Source organism: Pseudomonas sp. Tun-23181 (assembly GCF_057415455.1).
In genome coordinates, this window is the sequence record NZ_CM171630.1 from 5,054,404 (window position 1) to 5,073,244 (window position 18,841).

General features: G+C 62.6%; 17 protein-coding genes and 2 tRNA genes. 9 read left to right on the plus strand and 10 right to left on the minus strand.

The genetic code is table 11. From position 1 onward, the window contains the following. Positions 1–43 precede the first annotated feature (43 nt). The 5 genes from ACDI39_RS23895 to ACDI39_RS23915 all read left to right on the plus strand — a co-directional run bounded on the left by ACDI39_RS23895 (position 44) and on the right by ACDI39_RS23915 (position 4,786). Positions 44–1,885, plus strand: coding sequence for an SGNH/GDSL hydrolase family protein (locus ACDI39_RS23895; RefSeq protein WP_410045725.1), 1,842 nt, complete (start codon positions 44–46; stop codon positions 1,883–1,885). 15 nt (positions 1,886–1,900) lie between these two features. After that, the gene (locus ACDI39_RS23900; RefSeq protein ID WP_410045724.1) at positions 1,901–2,644 is read left to right on the plus strand and encodes a hypothetical protein; all 744 of its coding nucleotides are present in this window, start codon (positions 1,901–1,903) and stop codon (positions 2,642–2,644) included. 88 nt (positions 2,645–2,732) lie between these two features. Beyond that, positions 2,733–3,284: a glycoside hydrolase family 19 protein gene (locus tag ACDI39_RS23905; RefSeq protein WP_486537123.1), complete on the plus strand. Its 552-nt coding sequence runs from the start codon at positions 2,733–2,735 to the stop codon at positions 3,282–3,284. Further along, complete coding sequence (locus ACDI39_RS23910) at positions 3,281–3,838, plus strand: lysis protein (RefSeq protein WP_486537124.1); 558 nt, start codon at positions 3,281–3,283, stop codon at positions 3,836–3,838. Before ACDI39_RS23905 ends, ACDI39_RS23910 begins: the two co-directional genes overlap by 4 nt. A gap of 153 nt (positions 3,839–3,991) precedes the next feature. Continuing rightward, positions 3,992–4,786: a DNA adenine methylase gene (locus tag ACDI39_RS23915; RefSeq protein WP_486537125.1), complete on the plus strand. Its 795-nt coding sequence runs from the start codon at positions 3,992–3,994 to the stop codon at positions 4,784–4,786. A gap of 23 nt (positions 4,787–4,809) precedes the next feature. Here the strand turns inward: ACDI39_RS23915 and ACDI39_RS23920 are convergent, their stop codons facing one another. The 6 genes from ACDI39_RS23920 to ACDI39_RS23945 all read right to left on the minus strand — a co-directional run bounded on the left by ACDI39_RS23920 (position 4,810) and on the right by ACDI39_RS23945 (position 10,453). Beyond that, complete coding sequence (locus tag ACDI39_RS23920; RefSeq protein ID WP_486537126.1) at positions 4,810–5,169, minus strand: helix-turn-helix domain-containing protein; 360 nt, start codon at positions 5,167–5,169, stop codon at positions 4,810–4,812. Between the two features lie 32 nt (positions 5,170–5,201). Continuing rightward, entirely contained in the window at positions 5,202–5,501 is a 300-nt protein-coding gene (locus ACDI39_RS23925; protein ID WP_486537127.1) for a hypothetical protein, read from the minus strand. Between the two features lie 500 nt (positions 5,502–6,001). After that, positions 6,002–7,294 (minus strand): virulence factor family protein, encoded by a 1,293-nt coding sequence (locus ACDI39_RS23930; protein WP_486537128.1) that lies wholly within the window; start codon positions 7,292–7,294, stop codon positions 6,002–6,004. Further along, complete coding sequence (gene mprF, locus ACDI39_RS23935) at positions 7,294–9,933, minus strand: bifunctional lysylphosphatidylglycerol flippase/synthetase MprF (protein ID WP_410896923.1); 2,640 nt, start codon at positions 9,931–9,933, stop codon at positions 7,294–7,296. Before mprF ends, ACDI39_RS23930 begins: the two co-directional genes overlap by 1 nt. 243 nt (positions 9,934–10,176) lie before the next feature. Next, positions 10,177–10,253 (minus strand) — tRNA-Met (locus tag ACDI39_RS23940). A gap of 123 nt (positions 10,254–10,376) precedes the next feature. Then, positions 10,377–10,453 (minus strand) — tRNA-Met (locus tag ACDI39_RS23945). Between the two features lie 231 nt (positions 10,454–10,684). Here ACDI39_RS23945 and dinB point away from each other — a divergent pair. After that, entirely contained in the window at positions 10,685–11,749 is a 1,065-nt protein-coding gene (gene dinB, locus ACDI39_RS23950; RefSeq protein WP_486539034.1) for a DNA polymerase IV, read from the plus strand. Positions 11,750–11,815: 66 nt separating this feature from the next. Here dinB and ACDI39_RS23955 read toward each other — a convergent pair whose 3' ends face one another. From ACDI39_RS23955 to ACDI39_RS23965, 3 genes are all read right to left on the minus strand, one after another. Then, entirely contained in the window at positions 11,816–12,769 is a 954-nt protein-coding gene (locus ACDI39_RS23955) for a hypothetical protein (RefSeq protein ID WP_486537129.1), read from the minus strand. A gap of 20 nt (positions 12,770–12,789) precedes the next feature. Beyond that, entirely contained in the window at positions 12,790–14,505 is a 1,716-nt protein-coding gene (locus ACDI39_RS23960; RefSeq protein ID WP_225787384.1) for a proline--tRNA ligase, read from the minus strand. A gap of 160 nt (positions 14,506–14,665) precedes the next feature. Beyond that, positions 14,666–15,940, minus strand: a complete 1,275-nt coding sequence (locus ACDI39_RS23965) for an OprD family porin (RefSeq protein WP_225787385.1) — start codon at positions 15,938–15,940, stop codon at positions 14,666–14,668. A 722-nt stretch (positions 15,941–16,662) separates the two neighbouring features. On the opposite strand from ACDI39_RS23965, the gene ACDI39_RS23970 reads away from it, so the two are divergent. Beyond that, positions 16,663–17,082, plus strand: a complete 420-nt coding sequence (locus tag ACDI39_RS23970; RefSeq protein ID WP_225787386.1) for an HIT family protein — start codon at positions 16,663–16,665, stop codon at positions 17,080–17,082. Between the two features lie 4 nt (positions 17,083–17,086). Next, entirely contained in the window at positions 17,087–17,293 is a 207-nt protein-coding gene (locus ACDI39_RS23975; RefSeq protein WP_253079949.1) for a SlyX family protein, read from the plus strand. A gap of 53 nt (positions 17,294–17,346) precedes the next feature. On the opposite strand, the gene ACDI39_RS23980 is transcribed toward ACDI39_RS23975, so the two are convergent. After that, positions 17,347–17,940: a cold shock domain-containing protein gene (locus ACDI39_RS23980; RefSeq protein ID WP_317235040.1), complete on the minus strand. Its 594-nt coding sequence runs from the start codon at positions 17,938–17,940 to the stop codon at positions 17,347–17,349. A 268-nt stretch (positions 17,941–18,208) separates the two neighbouring features. Here ACDI39_RS23980 and ACDI39_RS23985 point away from each other — a divergent pair, with 268 nt between their 5' ends. Beyond that, a complete protein-coding gene (locus tag ACDI39_RS23985; RefSeq protein WP_225787388.1) occupies positions 18,209–18,682 on the plus strand; it encodes a Dps family protein in 474 nt (157 codons plus the stop codon). The last annotated feature ends 159 nt before the right edge of the window (positions 18,683–18,841 follow it).

Consider the following 18,841-nt stretch of genomic DNA (forward strand, 5'->3'; position numbering starts at 1 on the left):
CACCAACCCGCTTCGGCGGGTTTTTTGTGCCTGGGAGGCATGAATGACAGACGTTGTATCGATGGAGGCCTACGCTGGCCAGTTGTCGGAAGCGGCGGCGAAAGCCACAGCTGTTGCAGCTATCCAGCATCAGGTTGCCCACGGCGATGAGCAAACCGATGTGCTAACTGAGTCGGGCTTGGTGCCCTCACTGGCTAAGCAGGCGGTGCTGTCGCAGAAAAAGGTAGCCGCTGCACTCGAGGATGTTGCTGTCCAGATGGCTGGTGCCATGGTGTACGCAACGATCGCCCAGGGGCTCGCCGCGTCGGTCAATGGCGGCTACTTCAGTGTGCCATCCGAGCAAAGCACCCAGTACATCAACCTGTACCGTAACAGCAACGGAACAGCCTTGCTGATCAAGACCTATCCGTCTGTTCAGGCCCTGGATGCTATCGGCAAGATGCTGTCGCAAGTGGTCACCACTGCGGTCGAGCAAGAGTTGTTGTTCATCGCGGATGGTGATCAAGAAGCGCGGATGGTGGAGTTAACCGACAAACGGTTTAGCACTCCGGCGTTCGATATTCGGGGTGACAGCAATGCCACGGTGATCGGTGATGGTGAAGGGGCGGTAACCCTGTATTCGGATGATCGGCGAACCATTGTCGGCCCGCTTGAGATTCAAGCCACTGACCTTCCTGGCTTGTTTTCGGTGGATGGAGAAGGGGCGCTGCTGATGCCCAGTCTTCTGGAGCAAGCCGGGGAGGCCTCGGAGCAGCCCTTGTCACCATTTGCCAGCGGGTTGATGTTTGCGCCAACCATCGCAACCGCTGAGATCTACGATACGCCCGTTTACGTGCGAAACATGATTCCTGAGCGTACGCGTGCTGATGAGGTGCTGGCCAATGTGGCCAGTACGACCACCGATGCGATTGAGTCCGGCGAGTGTCTCAAGTTGAGCGCTGCCCGTTTCGGGGCTGCAGCCGTGCTCAAGCTGCGGGAGCGGAGCGTCGACAGCACGTCCAGGATCATGCCGTTGAAGCTGGTCAATGTCCCGGTCCAGAACCCGGTGGTGCCGGTCAAGATTTTGATCATTGGTGACAGTATCGCAAACCGTCAGGGCGGACAGTTCTTGAGGCAGTTCCTGGAGCTGCTCGGCTTCGCACCCACCTTTATTGGTACCCTGCCGGGCTCGGCGAAGTCCAATACTGCCAATGACACCAGCGGTGAACTGGGCGAGGCGCGGGAGGGCTGGGAAACGGGTGACTTCACCAATGCCATCACTGACCGAGTCATTGTGGTTCAGCCTGGAGAAGAGGCCGCCTACCAGAGCATGTCGAAGCCTGATAAGTGGCCACGCAATCCATTCCTGCGTGCGGCCGTGGAGTCAGACTCTGCAGATATCGTCCGTAATGGCTATGTGTTCGACCCTGCTTTCTACCAGGCGCGTTTTGCATTGCCGACGCCTGACATCGTCATCAATGCGTTGGGGACCAATGACGTGCGCGACCGTGCAGCCGGTTCGATTTATGACGTTGTACTCGCCAACGACACGTTAATGCACAACCAGATTCGTTCGGCCTGGCCAAACGCAAAGATCATTCGAACGTTCCCGGGTACTGCCTACGAGAGCTTCCGCAACGAGCAGTGGCTTCGGAAGTACTTGCCCATGTTGCGGGCCATCCAGCAGTCCGCAGCTGACCGTGGCGATAGCAAGTTGGTCATCGCGCCACTCTGGGCCATGACCGATCCTGAAGGCGGCTATGCCTATCCGGCCGGCCAGACGGGTCTTGATGGTTTCCGCGATATCAATTGGAGCGACGCCATTCATCCCATCGGTGCAGCGCGCATCAATCTCTACAAAGCCTTCGCTCCTTATGTGGCGGCGGCAGCACTCAACCTCATTTGAACAAGGAATACAGTTATGGGCCTGAAACTGATTGCAAATGACGCTATCGCTCCCTGGAACACTAAGGTTGTTCCGCCGGTGACACGTGGTCTCGAAGCCTGGTTCACCTTCGACACCGATGCTTCGCGCTTCACCTTCAACCGCGCCATCGGCAAAGCTGATGCCGAAATGGTCGGTGCTCCGGTGGCGTACCCGACCCATGGTCGCTTCAAGGGCTTGACTAACTATCTCAAAACCAAGGTGCCTGACTCCGATGAGTTGACCATTATTACTGTGGGGCGTGCTGTTGTGGAGCCAACCGATACGGCCGATGGTGTGATGTTGGTCAGCAACTACATCGGTAACGCGGCAACGCCGGGTTATACGGGTAACTCCTACGGTGCAAGCGTGTATGCCGTCAGCTCGCGAATGGTGGCTGCCGCCACCCGTGATAATGCCGCTGGCGGGCAAACTTCATCACCTGTGACGGACACTAGTGATTTCGCGACCAACTGGGCTATTCGTGCGCTTCGGGCGAAGTCTGGTGAGTTCAACCAGAATTTGAACTTCACCAAGAATTCTGTATTCAACGGCGCTAACAATCGGGGACGCGTCCTTGCTGACACGCTGTTTCGTATTGGTAGCGCCACCACCGGCTATGCGGGTGAGGTTGATATCTCGGCGGTGGCGATCTACTCAGTTGCGCTGACTGATGACGAGTTGGCTCAGGTAGCGGCGTTGATGCGTCGGCGCATGGCTCGACTCAACATTGCCGTGTGATCCTCGGTCACGTGCCACCCCGGGCCGCCTAGAGCGGCTTTTTTGTGCCCGCATTTCCTGTGATGCGGGCTCTTTAATCGGAGCAAGCATGTCTATCACGATTCAACAGCTGCAGCAGATCCTTCCCAACGCCGGCCGCCAAGCCGGCGTTTTTGTTCCTGGCCTCAACGCTGCGATGGGCAAGTACGGCATCGTCACTCGCTTGCGAATGGCAGCGTTCATTGCCCAGGTCGGCCATGAGTCGGGCCAGCTCCTGTACGTGCGTGAGCTGGGCAACGACAAGTACCTGTCGAAGTACGACACCGGCCGCCTGGCCCAGCGCCTGGGCAACACGCCCGAGGCCGACGGTGATGGTCAGAAGTATCGAGGTCGCGGCCTGATCCAGGTCACTGGGCGGGCCAACTACGAAGCCTGCAGCGAAGCGCTGTTCGGTGACAGTCGCCTGCTCAGCACGCCTGAGCTGCTCGAGCACCCGGTGTACGCCGCGATGTCGGCTGGCTGGTACTGGCACAAGAACGGCCTCAACAGCTTGGCCGACAAGGCCGACTTCATGGCCATCACGAAGCGCATCAATGGCGGTACCAACGGCCTGGAGGATCGCAAGGCGCTCTACCAGCGAGCGCTCCAGGTGCTGCAGTGAGGGCGCTGGATTGGCGTCTGGCCTGCCTGGCGCTGCTGCTGGGCTTGGTCCTGGGTGGGCGTGGCGCCTGGGTGTGGCAGGCCAACGCCTACGGCAAGCAGCTCGCCGACCAGGCAGCGGACCACGGCCGCCAGCTGGCGGCAAAGGACCGCAATCACAGCCGTGAGCGTGAGGAGGCCGCTGCGGCGGCGCTCGATCAGCTGGCAGAACAGCAGGGCGCCCGTCGCGCCCTGGAAGCCCGCCTGCAGGAACAGAACCAGGCACACTGGAAGGAGATGAACGATGCTCAACAAACTCAGGCTCGCCTGCGTGACAGGCTTGCTACTGCTGATCTGCGGCTGTCAGTCCTTCTCGACGCCGGATCCCTTGCCGCCCAGGGTTGTGACGGTGGGCTGCGAGAAACCGCCGGCGCCGGAAGTCTGGTTCATGGAGCCGTACGCGCCGAACTTGACCGAGCGCATGCTCAACGAATTGTCGCCATCACCGACGAAGGCGACCGGGGGCTGATCGCACTGCAGGCCTGCCAGGCCTACGTGCGCGAAGTCACCAAGTAATTAAAGAGGCGAGCCGGGTGGATGCGCCAACATCCAGCCCGGCCCGCCGAACCCGCAGACCCTTCCTGCAAGTCCAGCCGTGGCCTCTGCCTTGTGCACAAAGCGCGGCGAGCCTAACACCTGTTTATTCATACAGTAAAGACTTGCAACCTTATGACCTCTCCAATCATCCCCTGGATGGGTGGCAAACGCCGCCTGGCCGACCGCTTGATCCCTCTCTTTCCCCCTCATGAATGCTATGTCGAAGTCTTCGCCGGCGGCGCCGCGTTGTACTTCATGCGACCCCAACCTGCACCGGTAGAGGTGCTCAACGACCTCAACGGTGACCTGGTGACGCTTTACCGGGTGGTGCAGAACCACCTCGAGGAATTCGTCCGCCAGTTCAAGTGGGCGCTCAGCTCCCGCCAGATCTTCGAGTGGCAGAAGATGACCCGTCCGGAGACGCTGACTGACATCCAGCGCGCTGCCCGGTTCTTCTACCTGCAGCAGCACGCCTTCGGTGGCAAGGTGACTGGGCAGACCTTCGGTACCGCGACCACCGGGCCGGCCATCAACCTGTTGCGCATCGAGGAGAACCTTTCTGCTGCGTGGCAGCGCCTGGCCGGCACGTACGTGGAGAACCTCTCCTGGCTCGAGTGCGCCGAGCGGTATGACCGGGCGCACACGTTCTTCTACATGGACCCGCCCTACTGGCAGACCGCCGGCTATGGGCTCGACTTCCCGTTCGAGGAGTACCAGCGCATGGCCGACTTCATGCGGCGCTGCAAGGGCCGGGTAATGGTCAGCATCAACGACCACCCGGACATTCGGCGAGCATTCGACGGCTTCCACTTCGAGTGCCTGGATATCCGCTACAGCAACACAAACCAGCGGCAGGGCAAGGCTGATATCACCGGCGAGTTGGTGATCATGAACTGGACGCCAAGCTCTCTGGGCAGCCTGTTCTAGGGCCCTGGGAATACTCGGGGCGATCACTCGATCAGGTGATAGTCATCTCTCCCTTTCGGGTCGGTGGTTGCACCCCGGCAGTTCGCTCCTCGAGATGGCGGGTAGCCTGGGAAGAACATCAAGCCCTCAGCTTCTAGGGCATAAGCTAGGGCTTGCATCGTTACGCGGCGCAGCTCGGCCCCGGCCTCGATCTTTCTGATTGCGGCGGGAGATACGCCTGACCGGAACGCCAGGGCTTCTACGCTCCAGCCAAGCAATGAGCGTGCTGGTTCGCAGTGGGCGCTTCGGAAACCGAGCGGGAAGCTCTCTAGTAACCTTGTGATGTCATCCCAGGTGATATCGCTACGCGGTCTACGTGGGAAGTCAATGATGTCTGCAGACATTGCGGTGCACTCCTATATTGCTGTGCCCTGAATCAGCCCTGGTCCGATGACGCTTCGCGCCGCTTGACCTGCTCGATGGGATCAAGGTCGTAGCCATCGCGAGTGAGGTCTATGCCGTATTTGCAGCGAGCCATGTTCATCAGGTGGATGTACTCGACGTACGCCTCGTTTGCCCGGCGGTGCTCGACTGTGATCTGGGCCTGCAGGTTCTGGTTGATGTCGACCAGCTTCTGGATGTTGCGTCTGGCCTTGGCCAAGTCTCGCCGGAACTGGTCGTTCTCGTTGCTGAGCATGTGGCATTGGTGCTTGAGCATGTCGACGTGTGTCGGCATGCCAAGCTCGAAACCGGTTGTGTCGATGTCGGCGATGTCCACGGGGCACCTGCAGATATACTGGTTTTATATACAGTAATCTAGGACGATGGAATCGGCTAGCCCTAGGCGACGAGGCGTTGCCTTTTCGGTGGGAGTGACGCGGTAGGGCGTCAGGAGGGGCGGAAGGCTTGTTCGCAATATCTGGAGAGGTAGTTTAGATTAGCGATCTTAAGGGCAGCCCAGGGAAACGAATCCTACCTTGGGAGTGGCGGGAGTGGTGGACATGGCTAACCTCGGTATTGAATGCAGGCCGCCCAGCCGGTGACGGGGGCGGTCCTGATGGACGCTTGTGGCGCCTCTGATCAAAAAGTGCGCAATTCTAGCGAGCGCAAGGTCGCTTGACCAGCACAAAAGCGACGAACGCTGCGTCGTGCTTCGCTACCCCTTCGGGGGCAAGCGCTGCCGGGGCCGAACCGATCACTTGGGGCCGCTTACCTGACGGGCATACACCCATGCCTTCACGGCTGCGCGGCCATGCTGGTCTTGCCCTGGCGCGCATCGATCGCGCCGATCAGGCGCTTGGCCAGCGCCGGGTAGTTCTCGTCGAAGTGATGGCCACCGGGCAGCTCCAGGCGCTCACCGACGGCGGTCTTGTCGGTGCAGCCGCTCTCGTGGGCTTCTTCCACGCCATAGACGCACACCACCTTCGCTGCCGGCAACCTGGCCATCTCCGGCCCGGTCGGCGCTTCCTGGCCCTCCTTGCCCAGCCAGCCCTCGACCTCGATCTCGAAACTGCCGCTGCGGGCGAACGCCAGCAGGATCACCGCGTCGATGCGCTGCTGGTCTTGCGCCGGGAGGCGGTTGTAGATCGCTGGCAGCACGTCGGCACCGAAGGAATAGCCGGTGAGCTCGAAGCGTTTGGTGCCCCATTTCTGTCGGTAGTGCTGCATCAGCGCGGACAGGTCGGCGGCACTCTGCTCCGGGGTCTTGTGCTGCCAGTAGTAGCGTAGGGTGTCGATGCCGACCACCGGGTAGCCGAGCTTGGCCATCTCGCCAGCCACATCGCGGTCCAGGTCACGCCAGCCGCCATCGCCGGAGAGGAACAGGGTGACGGTGTCGCTGGCCTGGCCGGCCGGGACCTCCACCACTGGCAGGTTCGGGACGTTGCCGTCACGACCGACCAGGGCCTGGGCCAGTTGGGCCCTGAGCACCTCGGGCAGGTGAATGTCGTAGTCGCTGATGCTGGTTTCGGCGTTGGCCTGGCTGCGGACGAAGGCGGCGCTGGCGTCGTCCGGGTTGTCGTTCCAGGCCACGTGCCAGTGGCCATGGGCGGCGGATTTCGGCAGCGCCTGGCAGCCGGGCTGGTCCATGCTGAAATCCACGGAGATGGCGCGTGCCGTGTCGTCGGCCTGGCCGGCCAGCCAGCGCCAGGCCTGGGCGGCGCCCGGCCCGATGCCGGCAACCAGCGTCGGCTTGCCCGACAGCTGCGCGATGGCCTGCTCGAGTGCCTGTCGTTGTCTGGTGCAGTCGGCCGGCGGCAGGGTCACCTGGACCAGCTGGGCTGCACCGGCCTGGCTCAGGTCCAGCAGTTGCTTGTCGCTCAGGGCCTGGCCCTGGGGCACGCCGATGGCGACCCGGGCCTTGGCCTGTACGCCTGGGGTGGCGCGCAGCAGGCTGCTGCCGTCGGCCAGGGCCAGGTGTTGCAGATGCGCCGCTGGCGTCGGTCGGGCCCAGAGCCAGAAGACCATGGTGCCCGCCAGCAGGGCCAGGAGCAGGGGAATCAATACGTACAGCCAGTAGCGTCGGGTCATCAGCGTTTCACCAGTCCAGTCAGGCCGCCTGCGATCAGGGCAGCGGTGTCGGCCAATGCCACCAGCGGGTCGAGCCCGGCCGGCACGGCCATGTAGCGGGGTTCCCAGTCGGGCTGGAACTTGTCCTTGAAGCGTCGCAGGCCCTGGAAGTTGTAGAGCTGCTCGCCGCGTTGGAACACCATCGAGCCCAGGCGCTGGGTCAGGGGCGCGCCACGCCGGGGCTGCAGCCCGGCAAGCGGGACCATCCCCAGGCTGAAGCGGGCATGGCCGTGGCGTTTGTAGTGCAGGATCAGGCCGATCATCATGAACTCCATGGTCAGCTTGGGCGCTTGCGGGTGGGCACGCATCAGGTCCAGGCTGGCCAGTGCGTTACCGTGGGTTTCCAGCAGGTTGGCGAAGGCCACCGGGCGGCCCTGGAAACGCACCAGGGCGATGCGGAAATGCTGCAGGTACGCGGGGCTGAAACGGCCCAGGGAGAAGCCTTTCTCGCGCACGTGCTTACCCTCCAGCCAGGCGTCCGAGATCTGCTGCAACTCGTCCAGCGGGACCTGGCCGGGCGCGTGGATCTCCAGGGCCAGGCCGTCGCGAGTGCCACGGTTCCAGGTGTAGCGCAGGTCTTTCATCTCCTTGCCCTTGGCCTCCAGGTCGAAGCGCCGCAGGTCGACCTGGGCCTCCTCGCCGAGCTTGAGGGCGGTCAGGCCGATGTCCATGTAGAACGGCAGGTTCTGCGCGCGCACCTGGTAGAACACCGGGCGGGCATGGTGCAGGTCGCACAGGTCGCGGAACTGCCAGATCATCTCGGCGCGTTCTTGGGCGGGGCCGATCGGGTCGTACAGGGCGACCAGACTGCGGCCGCGCCGGGCATACATGAGGAAGGCGCTGTCGCTGGGGTGGAACAGCAGCGCCTTGTCGCCGCTGAGTGCCAGGCCGCCGTCGGGCTGATCCGAGGCCAGCAGGATGCGCTTGGCGCGCTGCAGCTCTGCTGCGTCCGGCAGGTGGATCACCGGCCTTGCGGTACGCAGCAGCCAGGTCAGGGCGACGATCACCAATAGCACGGCACTGCCCATGGCCGCGCGCAGGCCGCGAGGGGCGTCGGCGTCCAGGGTGAATTGCCACCACAGTTCGTGACGGTAGGGCACATCCTGGTAGGCGAACAGCAGCAGCCAGACCGAGGCGCCGACCACGCAGGTGCTGGCCATCAGGTACACCGGCGAGTATGGCAGCTCCAGCAGGCGGCTGGGGCGGTAGAAGGCGCGACGGAACATCGCCAGCAGGGCCGCCGTGAACGTCAGGATGCCGGCCTCTTCCCAATCGAAACCCTTGAGCAGCGACAACAGCGCGCCCATCAGCAGCAAGACCGTGGTCAGCAGCCAGGCGGCGGACAGGCGTCGCCGCAGCCCCTGGGCCAGCAGCAGGCACAGCACGCCGATCAGGCTGGCGCCGAAGTGCGAGGCGTCGATCAGCCGATGGGGTACCAGGAAGCCCATGTGCTCCAGACGGGTGTCGATTTCCGGGGTGGCCCCCGAGAACAGCAGGACCACCCCGGAAAGGAACACCAGGATCGCCAGCACTGGCGCGGCCAGCCCCGAGGCCGCCCTGATCGCCTGGCGCGCGGCTCGCAGGCGCCGGGCCTCGTTGGCCAGCAGCAGCACGCAGGCCAGCAGCAATGGCAGGACCACGTAGATCAGGCGGTACAGCAGCAGGGCTGCAGCCAGCGGCGCGGCGCCCAGCGGGTTGGCGAAGGCAGCAAGGAGAATGGCCTCGAACACCCCCACACCGCCTGGCACGTGGCTGAGCACCCCAGCCGCCAGCGCCAGCAGGTAGACCAGGACGAAGACCGCGAAGGGCGGCGTTTCGGGCAGCAGCAGGTAGAGCACGGTGGCGGCGGCGATGACGTCCAGGGCGGTGATCAGTAATTGCAGGGCCGCCAGCCGAACGCCCGGCAGGCGGAGGGTGCGCCGGCCGAGTCGTACCCGCAGAGTGTCGGCCAGGGGCTGTTCGTCCAGGCGCCGACGGTACAGGCCGATCACCAGCGCGGCGCTGAGCGCCAGCACCGCCAGGGAGAGGCTGGCCAGCAGTACAGGCGGTATGTGCAGGGCATTGGCCGCAGCCGGCAGGTCGCCGAGGCTGGCCAGTGCCGCCAACGGTGGCAGGGCACAGCCGAGCGACAGGCTGGCGAACGCCGTCATGCGGGCGACTTCGACAGCCCCGAGACCATGGCGGGCATACAGGCGATAGCGCACCGAACCGCCGGAGAGCATCGACAGGCCAATGGCGTTGCCGATGGCGAAGGCGCTGAACCCGCCCAGTGCCAGGGTGCGACCGGGCAGTCGTACCCCGGCGTAGCGGCTGGCCGACCATTCGTAGCCGAGCAGGATCACGAACCCGACTATCGCGGCCAGCAGGGCGCCGAGCAAGGAGGGGGGCGGGACGCTGAGCACGGCATCGCGCAATGCGTAGAGGTCCAGTTCGCTCAGCAAGTGCCGGCAGGCGACCAGGGCCAGGGCGAACAGCAGCAGGGTCAGGGCCAGGCCGAGGGGCTGGCGATAGCGCATCAGTCGCTCCCGCCAGGGCAGTGGTTGCGCCCGGGGCGGCTCTTCGTCTAGCGGTGCCCGGGACTCGGAAGGGGGGGCGGTCATGGATAACCTCGGGCGTGCCGCGCGAGGTAGGGGAGAGGTGCGGCCAAGTGAAAGTCTCTTCGGAAAACGTATCCGAATGTTACTCCGGGTGAAGTCGCTTTCAGCCGCTCGGCATGGTTAAAGATAGTTCATCCAGTCAAGCGGGCCGGGTAGTGGAAGAGGGCGGGCAGGGGGGATAGCTGGAGGTGTAAAAGCAACAAACCCCGCACTGTTGGAAACAGGCGGGGTTTGTTCTGACGAATATGGTTGCGGGAGCCGGATTTGAACCGACGACCTTCGGGTTATGAGCCCGACGAGCTACCAGGCTGCTCCATCCCGCGTCAGTGGTTGCGCATTCTACGGTTTTTCGAACGGCTGTCAAGCGTTAATCGTTGATTTTTCGTTGGAATTTTCCGCAGGCAATGAAAAAGGCCACTGTATCGACAGTGGCCTTTTTCTGAATCTGGTTGCGGGAGCCGGATTTGAACCGACGACCTTCGGGTTATGAGCCCGACGAGCTACCAGGCTGCTCCATCCCGCGCCTGTTGAAATGAATTCTACGGATATCCTTCCCTGTGTCAAGCGATTTATGGAAAAAATCCTTTTTCGTTCAATCCCTTAGCGCTTCCATATGGGCTGCGGCTCAGTAATGGCGGGGCTTGTATGGCGTTTGTCGGTGGTTTTCCCGTTGACCCTGTCCGTGGGCTGTCCCGTCTCCATCCAGTGGAGTAATATCTGTATGAATTTACAGTGCTGACGGCCATCCATGTCCTTGCGCAAGATCATCCATATCGACTGCGATTGCTTCTATGCCGCCATCGAGATGCGTGACGACCCGCGTTTGGCTGGCCGCCCGATGGCGGTCGGCGGGGCGTCGGAGCAGCGTGGGGTGATTGCCACTTGCAACTATGAGGCGAGGGCCTATGGGGTGCGATCGGCCATGTCGTCCCGGCATGCGCTCAAGCTGTGCCCCGATTTGTTGATCGTCAAGCCGCGCTTCGAGGCCTACCGCGAAGCGTCCCGCGAAATCCAGGCGATCTTCCGTGACTACACCGAGTTGATAGAGCCATTGTCGCTGGACGAGGCCTACCTGGATGTCAGCGACAGCCAGTGGTTCGCCGGCAGTGCCACGCGGATCGCCCAAGACATACGCCGGCGCGTCGCGCAGCAGTTGCACATCACCGTCTCGGCCGGCGTGGCGCCGAACAAGTTCCTGGCCAAGATCGCCAGCGACTGGCGCAAACCCGATGGGTTGTTCGTCATCACGCCGGCGCAGGTGGAGGATTTTGTCGCCGCCTTGCCGGTCGCCAGGCTGCATGGCGTGGGCAAGGTCACGGCAGACAAGCTGGCGCGCCTTGGCATCGACACCTGCCTGACGCTGCGCGAATGGCCGCGCCTGACCCTGGTGCGTGAGTTCGGCAGTTTCGGCGAGCGTCTGTGGGGCCTGGCACGGGGCATCGACGAGCGGCTCGTGCAGAACGACAGCCGGCGTCAGTCGGTCAGTGTGGAAAATACCTACGATACGGATCTGCCGGACCTGTCGAGTTGCCTGGAGAAACTACCCCGGTTGCTGGACAGCCTGAACGAGCGGGTCGCGCGCATGGACAGCAGCTACAAGCCGGAAAAGCCCTTCGTCAAGGTCAAGTTCCACGACTTCAGCCAGACCACATTGGAGCAGGCAGGGGCAGGGCGTGACCTGGAGAGCTACCGACAGTTGCTCAGCCAGGCCTTTGCCCGGGGCGGCAAACCGGTGCGGTTGCTGGGGGTGGGGGTGCGGCTGCGCGACTTGCGGGGTACCCATGAGCAGTTGGAGCTTTTTCCGCCTCAGCTTCTGTAGTAGTGCGCTCATCTTCTGGCTTTGTGATCCTGGGGCTGCAAAGCAGCCCAACAAGGCCCAGCAGATTTAATGCACGCCTGGATCGGCCACCAGTCGCCCGGTGTCCTTGGTCAGCGTATGCAGAAATTCCTGCTGCAGCTCCGGATCGTTGCGGGTCAGCTCGATCAGGCTCTGTTCCAGCTCGCTGGCTTCCTCTTCCAGGCCCAGCTCCGACAGGCGCTTGACCCGGTGGACCCATTGGCCGACATCGTCGTCCTCCAGGTCATCGAAGATCAGGTCATGGGCTTCCAGCAGCTTGCTGCGCAGGTTACCGCTGACCAGCAGGCTGGCATCGCCGCGCACGCCGTTGTCCTCGTCGACGACCTGCAGGTGCAGGGTGCCGATATGGCTGAGGTTCTGTTCGGAGAACGGGCTGTCGAGCAGATTCAGGCGCAAGACGCCGTTGCGGTCAGTGGTCAGCTCATGGGTCAGCTTGCCGGCCTTGACCTCGACCAGTCGCTCGCTCCACGGCAGGCTGGTGTACTCCTCGCGCTTGCCTTTTTGCACTTCGCTGATGCCGGCCAGGTTCTGCTGGGCACGGCCGTTGGACTGCACGTTCATGAACGGGTTGAGCCCGGCCACGCCATAGTCGAGCCAGTCGTGGGTGACGCTGTGTGGCAGGTTGCCCAGGGCGAACACGTTGACCACGTTGGCACCGACCCCGGCGACCACGGCCACCGCGCCCAGGGGGATCTCGTAGATTTCCCGCCAGGGCTGGTAGGGCGTGTAGCGGTCGTAGCGACGGGTGACCTCGAACTCGGTGACCTCGAAGCGCTTCTGCTCGTGAACCCGCACGCGCCGCTGGGGAAGCGCCATCACCTTCGGCTCGCCGACGTCGATCTGCAGCGTGTGTTCGAGCAACTTGCGCTCGACGCGCTCCTCATGTTCGCTGCGCTGGGACATCTGGTTGGCGCAGCCGCTGACGAGCAGGGCGCCGCAGAGTGCGGCGCCCCCCAGGGTAAAGGTACTTCGCTTGGACATGTTCACTCGGGCATTGGCTATCAGCGACGGACGCGGGCTTGCAGGAAGGTCAGCACCTCGGCGAGCGGTACGGGCTGGGCATCCTGCTCGGTGCGATGCTTGTACTCCAGGTTGCCGTCGGCCAGGCCGCGGTCGCTGACCACGATGCGGTGCGGGATGCCGATCAGTTCCATGTCGGCGAACTTGATGCCGGGGCTGGTCTTCTTGTCGCGGTCGTCCAGCAGTACCTCGTAACCGGCAGCGGTCAGCTCGGCGTACAGCTTGTCGGTGGCCTCGCGCACGGCTTCGGTCTCGTAGCGCAGCGGTACCAGGGCGATGTGGAAGGGCGCCAGGGCGTCGTTCCAGATGATGCCCTTGTCGTCATGGCTTTGCTCGATGGCCGCGGCGACCACGCGGGATACGCCGATACCGTAGCAGCCCATGGACAGGGTGACCGGCTTGCCGCTCTCGCCCAGTACCTGGCACTTGAGCGCTTCGCTGTACTTGGTGCCGAGCTGGAAGATGTGGCCGACTTCGATGCCGCGCTTGATCACCAGGGTGCCCTGGCCGTCCGGGCTCGGGTCGCCTTCGACCACGTTGCGCAGGTCGGCGACCTGCGGGACCGGCAGGTCGCGTTCCCAGTTGACGCCGAAGTAGTGCTTGTCGTCGATGTTGGCGCCGATGCCGAAGTCGCTCATCAGGGCGACCGAGCGGTCGATGATGCACTCCAGCGGCAGGTTCAGCGGGCCCAGGGAGCCTGCGCCGGCACCGATGGCGGCACGCAGCTCGGCGTCGGTAGCCATCACCAGTGGGTCGGCGACCTGCTCGAGCTTGGCGGCCTTGATCTCGTTCAGTTCGTGATCGCCGCGCACGATCAGGGCGACCAGCTTGCCTTCCTCGGCACCGCGCACGATCAGGGTCTTGACGGTCTTCTCGATCGGCAGGCCGTAGTTCTCGACCAGTTGGGCGATGGTCTTGGCGTCCGGCGTGTCGACCAGGCGCAGCTCCTCGGTGGGGGCCGGGCGCACGGTTTCGCGCGGGATGGCCTCGGCCTTCTCGATGTTGGCCGCGTAGTCGGAGCTGTCGCTGAAGATCACATCGTCTTCGCCGGACTCGGCCAGGACATGGAACTCGTGGGAGTAGCTGCCGCCGATGGAGCCGGTGTCGGCCTGCACCGGGCGGAAGTCCAGGCCCAGGCGGGTGAAGATGTTGGTGTACGCCTGGTGCATGCGGTCGTAGGTTTCCTGCAGGGAAGCCTGGTCGGCATGGAAGGAGTAGGCGTCCTTCATGATGAACTCGCGGCCGCGCATCAGGCCGAAGCGCGGACGGATCTCGTCACGGAACTTGGTCTGGATCTGGTACAGGTTGAGCGGCAGTTGCTTGTAGCTGGACAGCTCGTTGCGCGCCAGGTCGGTGATCACCTCTTCGTGGGTCGGGCCTACGCAGAAGTCGCGGTCATGGCGGTCCTTCAGGCGCAGCAGCTCCGGGCCGTACTGTTCCCAGCGGCCGGATTCCTGCCATAGCTCGGCGGGCTGGATGCTCGGCATCAGCACTTCCAGAGCGCCGGCGGCGTTCATCTCTTCGCGTACCACGGCCTCGACCTTGCGCATCACCCGCAGGCCCATCGGCAGCCAGGTGTACAGGCCCGAGGCCAGCTTGCGGATCATGCCGGCACGCAGCATGAGCTGATGGCTGATGACCACCGCGTCGGCGGGGGTTTCTTTCTGGGTGGCGAGCAAATATTGACTGGTGCGCATGGTGAGCCGTGTCGATTGCCTAAGACGTTGAAATGACCCCGCATTGTACGGGGATGGTTTATCTCCGTACAGAATGCAGCAGGCCTTGAAGGGTGTCAGCCAAGAAAAAGCCCGGCGCGATCGCCGGGCTTCTTCAAGTGCAGGGCACTGCAAGCCAGGCTTACAGGATGCTCAGCGGGTACTCGACGATCAGGCGCAGCTCGTCCAGGGATGGGGAGCCGTAGTAGACGCCATCGCTGGAGCGGTAGGTGGCCTGGCGGATACGGAAGCTCAGGTCTTTGGCCGGGCCTTCCTGCAGGACGTACTTGATGTCGATGTCGCGCTCCCACTCTTTGCCGTTGTTGGTGGTGGCGGTGTTGGCGCCGGTACCACGGGCATAGCGGGTCATGAAGCTCAGGCCTGGAATGCCGTATTCGGCGAAGTTCAGGTCGTAGCGGGCCTGCCAGGACTTCTCGTCTTCAGCGTTGAAGTCGGAGCGGGCGATGGAGTTGGCCAGGAACACGGTACCGCCACCGTCGACGCCGTAGCCGTAGTCACCGTCACCAGTCACGCGCTGGAAGGCCAGGGTGAAGGTATGAGCGCCGATGTTGTAGGCGCCGGACAGGCTGAACGCGCGGTTGTCGAGTTTGGTTTCGTCATCCTTGGCGGCACGCTGCAAGCCAGCGCCGTCGCTCTTGGTGTCATAGATGTTGAAGTCGAACGTCAGGCCTTGGTTGTCGGCGATCGGCAATGCCCAGTTGATGTTGGCGTAGTACTTGCGCCAGTAGTCCTCGACCTTGGAGTAGTACAGGCTGGTGCTCAGGTTGTCGCTGAAGGCGTAGGTGCCACCGAATACCTTGGCCTCCTTCAGGTGCAGGCTGTCATGATGGGTTTGCTCCTGGGCGTTCATGCCAGTGAAACGGCCAGCATGCAGCGTCAGGCCCGAGATCTCGTTTGAGGTGATCAATGCGCCTTCGGCAACCTCTGGCAGCAAGCGGCTGTCGTCGGTTGCAAAGACCGGAAGTTCGGTGAACTGGTTGCCGACTTTCAGGACGGTATCGGAGATACGGAACTTGACCGCAGCACCGCCTTCGGAGTAGTCATCCTGGGAGCGTCCATCGGAGCCCTCCGGGAACAGGCCGGTACCGGCGCGGCCCTTGCCGCTGTCGAGTTTCAGGCCGAGCATGCCGATGGCATCGACACCGACGCCGATGGTGCCTTGGGTGAAGCCGGACTCGAAGGTGCCGAGGAAGCCAAGGCCGGTTTCTTCCACGCGGCTCTGGGTGCCGCTGGGGTTGTTACGGAAGTCACGGCTGAAATACAGCATACGGGTCTTGACGTTCAGCTTGCTGTCTTCAATGAAACCCTTGGATTCATCCTGCGAAGAGGCCACGGCCAACTGCGAGGTCCCTGCCGCAACGGCCAGGGCGATCATGCTCCACTTCATCACGCGCATCGTGATTTGCTCCTTTGGTTTTTAGGAAGAGTACCGCTGCACCCTGGTTTTTTAGTTATAGGGGCAGCTCTTTCTTGTTATGTCGGCGAAAATGTATATCACGCTGACTGTTCTTGGCGATATGGGGAAAACAATCTTTCGCTAACTTTTTTCCCCTGTCGCAATTAGTGTTTTCCATGTCGCAAATCACGTCCCTTTTTTCTTGGGACGCACAACGCCAGCGCTGTTTCTCGCAGCCGTAACAAATGTGTAAACATCGGTCGGTTGGTGAAACTCCCTGGGGTGTCCATATCGCTGTTGTTATTTGTCGCGTCCATCTGCCGATGCAGGTGGCGTGCCGACTTGGTCGGAAAGGAATGCAACAAGCGTGCTCAAAATTGCCGCCGATTCATGAAATTTTCACATTTGCCTGGCGATTGGTCGGAAAACCGCCGCAAACACGGGGGAATGGCTGTCTGATGGTGTGCCAGGATCGAGCAAGGTGTGATGCGAAAGAGCTGCCATGAAAGTCAATGTGTTACCGGCGACTGTTCATCCTGAGTGGTCCAAGTGGGGAGAAATGTGGCTTGTTTCACGCCAAGGCCTCATTTTGGTGCGAAAAGTAGCGCTGTGTTACCGCGCCTGGGCATGTGAGGCGATTGCATGCTTGCCTGGGCGAAGCAGGGTATCCTTTAGCCATGTTGCCCGCATTCGCTGGGCTGTTGGTCTCGAGGAGGTTCGTCGTGTTCGTCATGGATTCACGTCTGCAGCAGGATTCCCTGGTATTGGGGGATTTTCCATTGTGCCGCCTGCTGCTCAGCAAGGATGCCAACTATCCCTGGTTCATCCTGGTGCCACGGCGTGCCGATGTCAGTGAGCTGTTCCAGCTGGACGAGGCCGACCAGCGCCAGCTCTGGAAGGAAACCACCTACCTGGCCGAGACGCTCAAGGACAGCTTCGCCGCCGACAAGATGAACGTGGCGACCCTGGGCAATGTGGTCAGCCAGTTGCACATGCATGTGATCGTGCGCCGTCGCGACGATGCTGCCTGGCCGGCTCCGGTCTGGGGGCGGCAGCCGGCCGTGGCCTACACCGATGAACAGGTCGAGGCGGTACGCCAGCGTTTGCGGGCGGTCTTGAGCGATGACTTCAAGGAGGTATGAGGCTATGTCACTGGAGTCGCGAATCATCGAGCTGGAAAGCCGCCAGGCGTTCCAGGACGACACCATCCAGGCGCTCAACGATGTGCTGGTCGAGCAGGGCCGGGTGATCGAGCGCCTGCAATTGCAGATGACCGAACTGATCGAGCGTTACGAGGAGATGGTCGGACAGGTCGGTGAGGACGGCGAGGAACCACCGCCGCCGCATTATTGAGGAGGCGTCGGCCCTGGTGCGGCGGGAGGCCGCTGCGCCAGGGCCGCGAGGGATCAGCGGCGGGAGACCGCGACCACGTCTTCGGCCTGCAGGCCCTTGTCCCGGTGCATCACCGAGAACTCCACGCGCTGGCCTTCGACGAGCACGCGATGCCCTTCGCCGCGGATGGCGCGAAAGTGCACGAAGATATCGTCGCCGCTGTCACGGGAGATGAAGCCGAAGCCCTTGGAGGTGTTGAACCACTTGACGGTGCCGGTATCGCGCCGGCCGCCCTCTTGCACGGTGCCCTGGCTTGCGCGGGCCTTCCGGGTGCTGCGGGCAAAGCCCGCGCCCAGGTGCAGGGCCACGGCCAGCGTGGCGCAGAGCAGGGCGGGGATGTCGCCCAGTTCCGGGCGCGCCAGGAGCGTGACGGTCTGCAGGATCACCGCCACTACCAGCAGGGCGCAGGCCGCGTATTGCAGTTGCTGGCGAGCGCCTTTGTAGTAGAGCGGCAGCACGGGCGCCAGGAGCAGGTTGAGCAGGCCGAGCAAGGCCAGGTAGACGGCTTCGGGTTGCTGCAGGAAGGGTGTCGCATCGGTTTTCAGGCTGGGTATGAGCGATAGCAGCAAAGCCGCAACGCCCGTCACCAGGTGGACGATCTTGAACATTTGGGTTGGCTCACGTTGATAAGGCCGATCACAGGAAGAGCTGGCCGCGCGGTGCGCATGAGGTATAGGGCGCGATCACGCGGCTGGCCAGCCTATGCACCCGGCAATGACAGTCCGCACGGGTGGCACCCTGCTATTTAACCGCAAAGACAGTGGCTTCTCAAACTACCGGGCGATGTGTTGCCTTGGGTCACATGCAGGATCGGACGAGTCTGATACAGTGTTTCGTGCCCGCTTGATGATCAAGCCTTATGGAAAGGGGAGCGTCATGGCAATCGATATCGGTATCAGTGAAGAAGATCGCAAGTCCATCGTCGAAGGACTTTCCCGCCTGTTGTCGGATACCTACGTGCTGTATCTGAAAACCCATAACTTCCATTGGAACGTCACTGGCCCTTCGTTTCGTACCCTGCACCTGATGTTCGAGGAGCAGTACAACGAACTGGCCCTGGCCGTCGACTCGATCGCCGAGCGCATCCGGGCGTTGGGTTTCCCGGCGCCGGGCTCCTATGCGTTCTACGCACGCCACTCCTCGATCGAAGAGGAGGAGGGTGTGCCGCCGGCAGAAGAGATGATCCGCCAGCTGGTCCAGGGGCAGGAAGCAGTGGTGCGCACGGCACGCAGTATCTTCCCGGTGGTGGACAAGGTCAGCGACGAACCGACCGCCGACCTGCTGACCCAGCGTATGCAGGTGCATGAAAAAACGGCATGGATGCTGCGGGTGCTGCTCGACGGCAAGTGATCGTCCTCCCGGCCCCGAACGCTGTGCAAGCCCGGATCCAGTCGCTGGATCCGGGCTTTTTCATGGTGCGCGGGGAAGGTTTTGCCGCTGCTTTGCGAGGGCTTGCCGGCGCTTCATTAAGGCCATGTCCCATGGCGATGGAGTGATGCGGTGGAGAAC

Coding starts and splice junctions, on each gene's coding strand:
- ACDI39_RS23895 (WP_410045725.1), top strand. CDS start 44: ATGACAGACGTTGTATCGATGGAGGCCTACGCTGGCCAGTTGTCGGAA.
- ACDI39_RS23900 (WP_410045724.1), top strand. CDS start 1,901: ATGGGCCTGAAACTGATTGCAAATGACGCTATCGCTCCCTGGAACACT.
- ACDI39_RS23905 (WP_486537123.1), top strand. CDS start 2,733: ATGTCTATCACGATTCAACAGCTGCAGCAGATCCTTCCCAACGCCGGC.
- ACDI39_RS23915 (WP_486537125.1), top strand. CDS start 3,992: ATGACCTCTCCAATCATCCCCTGGATGGGTGGCAAACGCCGCCTGGCC.
- ACDI39_RS23920 (WP_486537126.1), bottom strand. CDS start 5,169: ATGTCTGCAGACATCATTGACTTCCCACGTAGACCGCGTAGCGATATC.
- ACDI39_RS23925 (WP_486537127.1), bottom strand. CDS start 5,501: ATGCCGACACACGTCGACATGCTCAAGCACCAATGCCACATGCTCAGC.
- ACDI39_RS23930 (WP_486537128.1), bottom strand. CDS start 7,294: ATGACCCGACGCTACTGGCTGTACGTATTGATTCCCCTGCTCCTGGCC.
- mprF (WP_410896923.1), bottom strand. CDS start 9,933: ATGACCGCCCCCCCTTCCGAGTCCCGGGCACCGCTAGACGAAGAGCCG.
- ACDI39_RS23955 (WP_486537129.1), bottom strand. CDS start 12,769: ATGTCCAAGCGAAGTACCTTTACCCTGGGGGGCGCCGCACTCTGCGGC.
- ACDI39_RS23960 (WP_225787384.1), bottom strand. CDS start 14,505: ATGCGCACCAGTCAATATTTGCTCGCCACCCAGAAAGAAACCCCCGCC.
- ACDI39_RS23965 (WP_225787385.1), bottom strand. CDS start 15,940: ATGCGCGTGATGAAGTGGAGCATGATCGCCCTGGCCGTTGCGGCAGGG.
- ACDI39_RS23975 (WP_253079949.1), top strand. CDS start 17,087: ATGTCACTGGAGTCGCGAATCATCGAGCTGGAAAGCCGCCAGGCGTTC.
- ACDI39_RS23980 (WP_317235040.1), bottom strand. CDS start 17,940: ATGTTCAAGATCGTCCACCTGGTGACGGGCGTTGCGGCTTTGCTGCTA.
- ACDI39_RS23985 (WP_225787388.1), top strand. CDS start 18,209: ATGGCAATCGATATCGGTATCAGTGAAGAAGATCGCAAGTCCATCGTC.